8 protein-coding genes, 1 tRNA gene and 1 pseudogene are annotated in these 8,493 nt (G+C 55.9%); 4 read left to right on the top strand and 6 right to left on the bottom strand.

Translation table 11 applies throughout. From position 1 onward, the window contains the following. Positions 1 to 74, top strand: a pseudogene (locus tag A1830_RS24045) (integrase); the annotation flags it as partial. 77 nt (positions 75 to 151) lie between these two features. Here the strand turns inward: A1830_RS24045 and A1830_RS16350 are convergent. From A1830_RS16350 to A1830_RS16335, 4 genes are all read right to left on the bottom strand, one after another. Then, a complete protein-coding gene (locus tag A1830_RS16350) occupies positions 152 to 364 on the bottom strand; it encodes an integrase arm-type DNA-binding domain-containing protein (protein ID WP_067708700.1) in 213 nt (70 codons plus the stop codon). 201 nt (positions 365 to 565) lie between these two features. Continuing rightward, positions 566 to 642 (bottom strand) — tRNA-Pro (locus A1830_RS16345). Between the two features lie 84 nt (positions 643 to 726). Beyond that, a complete protein-coding gene (yejM, locus tag A1830_RS16340) occupies positions 727 to 2,478 on the bottom strand; it encodes an LPS biosynthesis-modulating metalloenzyme YejM (protein ID WP_067708693.1) in 1,752 nt (583 codons plus the stop codon). Between the two features lie 21 nt (positions 2,479 to 2,499). Continuing rightward, positions 2,500 to 2,727, bottom strand: coding sequence for a YejL family protein (locus tag A1830_RS16335; protein WP_067708690.1), 228 nt, complete (start codon positions 2,725 to 2,727; stop codon positions 2,500 to 2,502). A 157-nt stretch (positions 2,728 to 2,884) separates the two neighbouring features. Here A1830_RS16335 and yejK point away from each other — a divergent pair, with 157 nt between their 5' ends. Further along, positions 2,885 to 3,889 (top strand): nucleoid-associated protein YejK, encoded by a 1,005-nt coding sequence (gene yejK / locus A1830_RS16330; protein ID WP_067708686.1) that lies wholly within the window; start codon positions 2,885 to 2,887, stop codon positions 3,887 to 3,889. Positions 3,890 to 4,036: 147 nt separating this feature from the next. Here the strand turns inward: yejK and rplY are convergent, their stop codons facing one another. Then, positions 4,037 to 4,321 carry a 50S ribosomal protein L25 gene (gene rplY, locus A1830_RS16325; RefSeq protein ID WP_067708683.1) on the bottom strand — a complete coding sequence of 95 codons (285 nt, stop codon included), beginning with the start codon at positions 4,319 to 4,321 and terminating at the stop codon, positions 4,037 to 4,039. A 139-nt stretch (positions 4,322 to 4,460) separates the two neighbouring features. Further along, positions 4,461 to 6,215 carry a DNA repair helicase RadD gene (locus tag A1830_RS16320; protein WP_067708680.1) on the bottom strand — a complete coding sequence of 585 codons (1,755 nt, stop codon included), beginning with the start codon at positions 6,213 to 6,215 and terminating at the stop codon, positions 4,461 to 4,463. A 234-nt stretch (positions 6,216 to 6,449) separates the two neighbouring features. Between A1830_RS16320 and rsuA the strand changes: the two genes are divergently transcribed. Both rsuA and A1830_RS16310 read left to right on the top strand, forming a co-directional pair. Continuing rightward, positions 6,450 to 7,157 carry a 16S rRNA pseudouridine(516) synthase RsuA gene (rsuA, locus tag A1830_RS16315; protein WP_067708677.1) on the top strand — a complete coding sequence of 236 codons (708 nt, stop codon included), beginning with the start codon at positions 6,450 to 6,452 and terminating at the stop codon, positions 7,155 to 7,157. A gap of 33 nt (positions 7,158 to 7,190) precedes the next feature. Beyond that, positions 7,191 to 8,390, top strand: coding sequence for a Bcr/CflA family multidrug efflux MFS transporter (locus A1830_RS16310; protein WP_156485022.1), 1,200 nt, complete (start codon positions 7,191 to 7,193; stop codon positions 8,388 to 8,390). Positions 8,391 to 8,493: the final 103 nt, after the last annotated feature.

Raw genomic sequence — 8,493 nt, 5'->3', positions numbered from 1 at the left:
TGAATAACCTGACGCCGGAAGAATATGGGCTGATGGCTGAGAAACTGGAAATCTCAAAAAGTGCGTGGAACTAAAGCTGGGATACTTACAGATCGACGTCTTTGCTGAGAAGAGTGCGGGCTGTTTCACGATTTCGGCGGGCTTCGGAAAGCTAAACGGAAGGGTATGAGCCAAAGCTGATCATAGCCCGTTTACGAGTGAAGGGTTTGTAATAACGAAATCGCCAGAGTTTTGAGCCTCCGGTAGTTACCTGCAGTTCCAGACCGTCCCCGTCATAAAGAACCATTGCTCGTCCAGCAGCTTTGGCGTTCTTCACTTCGGTATTGTTAAGGGCTTGCTCTGTCTTGCCATAAACAGTCTCCATTCTGTTCCTCGGAAGGCTTAGGCATATCAAAAGGCAGTCTTAGAAACGAATGTCCATGAGTATGCCTAAATCAGGTGGATTCCACTGTATCAATCAGGATTTCACTAGACAACAGAAAAACAGCAGATTTCAACAACCTACTGTTTAAACTGTTTTTTATGGTTCTCTCTGGGCTTCACCAGACAAAACGTTGGGATAATTTGGTCGGCACGAGAGGATTTGAACCTCCGACCCCTGACACCCCATGACAGTGCGCTACCAGGCTGCGCTACGTGCCGACACGTGGGCTTATAGTACTCATTTCATCTGCAATTGCAAGCGCCTAACGCGTTGACTGCTTTGAATTTATACAGTGCCAGCCATTAATCGGCGGTGAAACGTTTCTCATCGGTCAGCACCTGCAACAGCAGGGCGAGCTGAGGCTTATGATCTTTTAACCGATGCCCCTGATTATCCCATGCCTTGTAGCTGCCGTTAGCATCCAGCGCCAGCGTGACGGAAGGCGTGGTGATCACCAGCTGGCGATCGCTGTTGGCAATCACCCAGTCGCGCCGACGGGCAGCGGCAAAAAGATCCTCTCCCTGTGAATAGTCCGAGGCAGAGGTGCTGACGTGCAGAAGGCGCTGCATCAGGGTAGTCATAATATCCTGATGCCCGGTCAGCTTGTCCACCTGCTGCGCAGGGGTATTCGGCCAGTGAACCACCAGCGGCACCTGCAGATTGGACCGGTTACCCATACTGGTGTCGCCGTCCAGCGCAATGCCGTGCCGGGCGGTGATCACCACGACGGTTTTATCCAGCATGCCGTTATCTTTCAGCGTGGTCAGCACATTTTGAATCTGCGTATCCACGTCGGCTGCGCTGCGCGCGTAGCGGCGGGCGAACTCCTTCGCATTACCCGCTGGCTCCGCCATGCCCGATAGTGACAGCCAGGAGAACCACGGCGACGTGCTATTCTTCTGCCCGTCCAGCCAGCGCTGCCACTGTAGGGTGGTCTGCGAGTTCGGCTGACTTTTTGATGCAGGCAGAGAATAATCTGCCAGCAGCGCCTGACGGTAGAGCGGCGCATTGAAGCCGTCGGAGGCGAATAGACCGAACTGGTAACCCTGCTTGCTCAGCGCGCCAAACAGGGCAGAGGGGACGCGCGCGGAGAGCACGCCGTCCATATAGCCCGGTGAAATTCCGTAAAACAGGCCAAACAGGCCGCTGTCGCCGGTAAAGCCTGCGCTAAAGTGATGGGTGAAATTGACGTTTTCATCGGCAAACTGCTTCAGGTGCGGCAGACTTTTCGCCACTGAGGCCTCGTTCAATCCATCCACGGTGATCACCAGCAGGTTATTGCGCGTACCGGCGTCGCTAAAGGTGATGTTGTTTAGTGGATAGGTGACCGACAGTGCCTCAGGGTTACCCTGTTCCACCAAGCGTCGCTGATACTCCTGCGCATCCAGCAGGCCGTGCCGCTCCAGGAAGCGTCGGGCGGTCATCGGATAGGAGAGCGGCAGGTTGGAGCGCTGCATGGTAATAGGGCGATAGAAGTTCGCATCCGCCCAGATATACATCACATGGCTGGTAAAGAACGCCGCGATAAACAGCAGCGCCAGCGGCTTACCAAAGTTGCGCCGGTTGAGGCTGCGAAGTTTTTGCCAGCTCCAGGTGGCAAACAGCATCTCGACCAGAAATATGGCCGGTACGCTGATAAACATCAGCTGCCAGTCGCGGGCCATCTCACTCTGATCCGGGTTAACGACCAGTTCCCATACGACCGGGTTAAGGTGCAGATGAAACCGATTAAAGACCGCGCTGTCCACCAGAATCAGCGTCAGCCCGGCGGTCGCGATAATGGCAGAGAGAAAGCGCAGCAGCCGCTGGGACATCGCCACGAAGGTGAGCGGGAAGATAATCAGCAGATAGGCGGCAAACACAATAAAGCTGAAGTGACCAATCCAGCTGGTAAACGCATAGATGCGTCCTGCCAGCGAGGCGGGCCAGTCGGTAACAAACAGGTAACGGCTACCCAGAATAAAGGCAAAGATAATATTAAACAGGGCGAACCAGTGCCCCCAGCTAATCATCTGGGACACTTTTTCTCGGTAGGGCTGCCGATTTGTTACCATAGCAGAGTCTGAATCTTCACATTAATGGGCTTTATCATCACGTACCGAAGCCTGCAGCGCGTCGGCGAAGGAGCGAGCCAGCGTGCTGCGCTGAGCAGGCGATACGCTGTTATTAAGTAAATTAGTCACCATATTTCCCAGTACCATCAGGGAAAGATCGGTGGGGGCCTTGTCTTTTTCAAGTACGCTGGCCATTTCGGCGAGGAGTTTTTCCACGCGGGTGTCACTGTAACGGGATGATTGCGGCATAAGGTCGAGTTTATTCAGTGTTAAAGGGCGGCATCTTAACGTAAAAGTGCGATTTTTTCTGCTCTTTTATCGTCAACGCCCGGTTAAAGTTGTTGCCTGTTGATCGCCGTCGCACTCGGTGTTTGAATACGCGCCTACATCAAAAGGAGAGTTTACCATGAGTCTGGATATCGAGCAGATTGCTCTTCACCAGCTGATCAAACGCGACGAGCAGACGCTTGAGCTGGTGCTGCGCGAATCACTGCTTCCCGCGAATGCTCCGGTCACCGCGATGATGGAAGAACTGCATCGTGTTTACAGCGCCAAGAACAAAGCTTACGGCCTGTTTAACGAAGAGAGCGAGCTGGCCGAGGCGCTGCGCAACTGCCGTAAGGGTGAGGATGACTTCCTCGCGTTCAGCCGTGCGGCAACGGGTCGACTGCGTGATGAGCTGGCAAAATATCCGTTTGCGGAAGGCGGCGTGGTGCTGTTCGGTCACTACCGCTATCTGGCGGTCGACTATCTGCTGATTGCGGTACTGAACAGCCAGAACAGCATGCGCGTGAATGAAGAGCTGGATATCAGCAGCACGCACTATCTGGATATCAACCATGCCGATATTGTGGCGCGTATCGACCTGACCGAATGGGAAACCAATCCGGAGTCAACGCGCTATCTTACCTTCCTGCGGGGAAGAGTAGGGCGCAAAGTTGCCGACTTCTTTATGGATTTCCTCGGCGCCAGCGTGGGTCTGGATACCAAAGCGCAGAACCGCGGGTTATTGCAGGCGGTAGACGACTACTGCTCTGAGGCCACTCTCGATAAAAATGAGCGGCAGAACTATCGGCAGCAGGTCTACAGCTACTGTAATGAACAGCTGCAGGCGGGCGAGGAGATTGCATTACAGGGGCTTTCTGAAGAGCTGGCGCCGCTCGGTGAAAAAAGCTTCCAGGCCTTTACGCAGGAGCAGGGATATGAGCTGGAGGAGAGTTTTCCGGCCGATCGCAGTACGCTGCGCCAGCTGACCAAATTTTCCGGCAGCGGCGGTGGGCTAACGCTCAACTTTGACGCAATGCTGTTAGGCGAACGCATTTTCTGGGATCCGGCAACGGATACGCTGACGATCAAAGGCACACCGCCCAATCTGCGTGACCAACTCCAGCGCCGCAGTAGCGGCAAATAAAATCGCGGTTTGAGCAGAATCTTAGCCGCAGCGAACAACGTTACCGTTTGAGCGACGTTGTTCGCCGCGACAAACAGCGTCGCTATTGCAGGCAAAAAAAAACGCCGCATTACGCGGCGTTTTCTTCACAGGATTTCAAACGGGCGATTAAGCGCGAACGAAGTCGATGTGGTGCAGTTTTGGCTTGAACGGGTGACGCTGTACAGCCTGCACTTTTACTTTTGACTCTTTGCCATCAACAACCAGAGTCAGCACTTCGGTGTAGAACTCAGGCTTAACCTGCATGTTCATCACGTAGTCGTGGTCCAGTTCGATAGCAACAGCTGCTTCGTTACCGCCATAAATGATGGCCGGGAATTTGTTAGCTGTACGCAGGCGGCGGCTCGCACCCTTGCCCTGCTCTTTACGTTCTACTGCATTGATAGTGAACATTGTTCAATCTCTTTATCTGATTATCCTGCTACAGGCGACCCAGCAACAGGTTGGAGTGTTCAGCTTTCGCGAAAGCAAAAGCGGGGCGCATTATAGCCCAGGTTTCGCGCCAGCGGCAATGAATTAAACCGTCGTGGCGCTAGCGCAGCATATTGGCGCGGCGATAGCGCCCCTGGTAGTCGAATACTTTTTCCCGAATCTGCCAGAAATGGCGCTGCTTTCTCGCCACGATAAAGTCGGGCTGACGCAGCAGGGGCTGGAGGGCGACAATATCCGCTGCCGTTTTCCACACCAGCGGGACGCCGGGGGCGCGCTGGTGTGGGCGCAGGAAAATCTGCGCAAAGGCGGTACGCTGGGCGGGCGTGGAGAGCCGGAAGCGCTCGCTGACCTCGGTGGCTTCCTCATCATAATAGCGCACCTTCAGCCACTCTCCTTTTTCGTCGCTGCCGGTTTCCAGCACCATTGCCGCGCAGCGCAGAACCAGGGCGTCCTTAAGTTTGAGCGCCGCTTTTAGCATATCGTCGGCATCCACCAGCAGCGCATCACACTGATGACAGCGCCGGGCGGCAATATCGTTTTCCGCATTGCAGTGCGGACACTGTTTAAAGCGAAAGCGATAGTCGCACTGTTCACGATTGCCTTCGTCATCCTCCAGTACGCCCTGACAGCGGCGGCCAAAATGCTCAATTACGGTACCGTCCGGGGTCGTTTTACCCCAAAACGTATTGGCGAACCCGCAGGCGGGGCAGAATACCTGCACCGGCTTATTGTCACTTTTCCCTTTCGGCGAGCCCACCTCAGGCGTGAAAATATCGTGCGGGTTGCCGGCGTAATCCAGAATCAGGCAGTCGGTTTTTCCCGGGGAAAGGCGCAGGCCGCGCCCGACAATCTGCTGATAGAGGCTGACAGACTCGGTAGGGCGCAGGATGGCGATCAGGTCTACGTGCGGCGCGTCAAAGCCGGTGGTCAGTACCGCCACGTTAACCAGGTAACGCAGCTGGCGCGCCTTAAAGGCGGTAATCAGCGCGTCACGTTCGGCGGCAGGCGTCCCGGCGGTGATCAGGGCCTTACCCTCCGGCAGCAGGCCCAGCACCTCTTTCGCGTGTTCAACCGTGGAGGCAAAGATCATGACACCCTGACGGTCCTGAGCAAATTCCACAATCTGCTGAACGATATGCGGCGTAATACGCTGCTGTTGTTTCAGTTCACGGTTGAGGTCCGCTTCGCTAAAGAGACCGTTTTCACGGGCGGTCAGGCGGCTGAAGTCGTACTGCACCACCGGCATATCCAGTCTTTCCGGCGGCACCAGAAAGCCATGCTTCACCATATAGCGCAGCGGCAGCTCATAAATACAGTCGCGAAACAGCGCCCGCTCATCGCCGCGCACCATGCCGTGGTAGTGGAACTGGTAAATCCAGCCTTTCCCCAGGCGATAGGGCGTCGCGGTCAGGCCCAGCAGTCGCAGTCGCGGGTTGCTTAAGCGCAGGTGGTTCAGCACCTGCTGATACTGGCTGTCGTCGGCGTCGCTGATGCGGTGGCACTCGTCGACGATCAGCAGGGTAAACTCCCCCTCAAACTGCGACAGGTTGCGGGCCACCGACTGGACGCTGCCAAAGACCACTTTGCTGCGGCTCTGTTTTTGCTGCAGCCCGGCGGAGAAGATATCGGCTTCCAGCCCGTAGGCGAGGTATTTACCGTGGTTTTGCGCCACCAGTTCCCGGACGTGCGCCAGTACCAGCACGCGTCCCCGTGCCAGCCTGGCCAGTTCGGCAATAACCAGGCTTTTACCCGCGCCGGTTGGCAGCACGATAACGGCGGGCTGATGAGAACGACGGAAGTAGCTGAGCGTGGCATCAACCGCTTCCTGCTGATAGGGGCGCAGAGTAAACGACATGGTTTTCGGAGGATCTGGGAGCAAAACCGCATTATGACATGAAAGGCCGCTTCATGCCCGTCAGCCTCTGTGCCTCGACGCTAACTCCCTATATACTGAGGCGGTATCCGGGGGCGCTGTTCAGTCTCCCCGGTGATGGGCAGAACAGTCAGGATCCACGCGTTCTCTCTCTTCAAACGCTCCGCAGTCAGGAGCGTCGGTTTTCATATCTACTAAACAGGCAGTGCAGATTTAATGCGACTTGATAAATTTTTGTCTCAGCAGCTGGAAGTCAGCCGCGCCATCGCGGGACGCGAGATACGGGCGCGTAAGGTAACGGTTGATGGGGAAGTGGTACGGGAAAGTGCGTTCAGGCTGAACCCTGAAAGCCAGGTTGAGTATGATGGCAATCCGCTACAGCAGCAGCTCGGACCGCGCTACTTCATGCTGAATAAGCCGCAGGGCTACGTCTGCTCCACTGACGATCCCGATCACCCAACGGTGCTCTATTTCCTGCATGAGCCCACCGCTTATAAGCTCCATGCGGCAGGGCGACTGGATATTGATACCACCGGCCTGGTGCTGATGACCGACGACGGCCAGTGGTCACACCGTATTACCTCGCCTCGCCATCACTGCGAAAAAACCTATCTGGTGACGCTGGAGTCGCCGCTGGCGGAGGATACGGCGGCGCAGTTTACCGCGGGTGTCCAGCTGCATAACGAAAAAGACCTGACCAAACCGGCCCGGCTGGACGTTATCGACGAACATCAGGTGCGTCTGACCATCAGTGAGGGCCGCTATCATCAGGTAAAACGGATGTTTGCAGCGGTCGGCAATCGCGTGGTGGAGCTGCACCGTGAGCGCATTGGTGCGATAGCCATGGACGAGGATCTGCAGCCGGGCGAATACCGTGCCCTGACCGAAGAAGAAATTGCCAGCGTGGGTCTGCCGACCCGTTGATCATAACCAGAAGCTTGTGTGGGGTAGATGAGGGTGCGTAAGGAAAAGAATTCGTCGCTGGGGCTGGTGGTGATCCTTGGCCTGCTGGCGATGTTAATGCCGCTATCAATTGATATGTATTTACCTGCGCTCCCGCAAATTGCCCACGAGTTCGGGGTATCAGCGGGTAGCGTGCAGATGACGCTTAATCTGTATATCTTCGGGTTTGCTCTCGGGCAGCTGATTTACGGGCCGCTGGCGGACAGCTTTGGGCGTAAACCGGTCATTGCCGTGGGGACGCTGATTTTTGCCGTCGCCGCTGCCGCCTGTGCGCTTTCCCAGTCAATCGACCAGCTGATTTTTATGCGTCTGCTGCACGGCCTGTCGGCAGCGGCGGGCAGCGTGGTGATCAGCGCGCTGATGCGGGATACCTACTCGAAGGAAGAGTTTTCCCGCATGATGTCATTCGTGATGCTGGTCACCACCATTGCACCGCTGGTGGCCCCCATCGTAGGCGGCTGGATGCTGCTGGTCTGGAGCTGGCACGCAATCTTCTGGACCATCTCGCTGGCCGCCGTGGTCACCACCGTGCTGGTTGTCACCCAGATCAAAGAGACGCTGCCGCGTGAAAAGCGACAGAAATTCCATCTCCGTACCACCCTGAGAAATTTTTTGTCGCTGTTCCGCCACAAGCGCGTATTCAGCTATATGCTGGCCAGCGGCTTCTCATTTGCCGGGCTGTTCTCATTCCTCAACGTCGGGCCCTTTGTCTATATTGAGCTGAACCACATCAGCCCGCAGGATTTCGGCTACTACTTTGCCCTGAATATCGTCTTCCTGTTTCTGATGACGCTGCTTAACAGCCGCTGCGTCCGTCGATTTGGTCCGCTGGCGATGTTCCGGCTCGGGCTGCTGATACAGTTCAGCATGGGCGTGTGGATGGTGGTGGTTAGCGCGTTCAATCTGGGCTTTCTGCCGCTGGTGTTTGGTGTGGCGATGTTTATTGGCTGCGTGGCGATGGTCTCCTCCAATGCCATGGCGGTCATTCTGGAAGAGTTTCCCCATATGGCAGGCACGGCGTCATCGCTGGCGGGCACGCTGCGATTTGGCGTGGGCGCGCTGGTGGGTGCGCTGCTCTCGACGCTCTCCTTCCACTCGGCCTGGCCAATGGTGGGGTCGATCTTTATCTGTGCGACAGTCTCCGTTCTACTCTTCCTCTACGCTGCCCGACCGCGTAAAGGCGTAACGGTCTGATTGCACCCTTCCCACAGGTCAGGGGATGCTGAGTGTCGACTATGTTGCTTTAATGTGAATGTAACGCTGCTAAAATTTACCTATATGCAACAAAAATGGTTGT

Source organism: Erwinia sp. ErVv1 (genome assembly GCF_900068895.1).
GTDB lineage: Bacteria > Pseudomonadota > Gammaproteobacteria > Enterobacterales > Enterobacteriaceae > Erwinia.
This window is presented reverse-complemented; position numbering and strand designations above follow the sequence as displayed.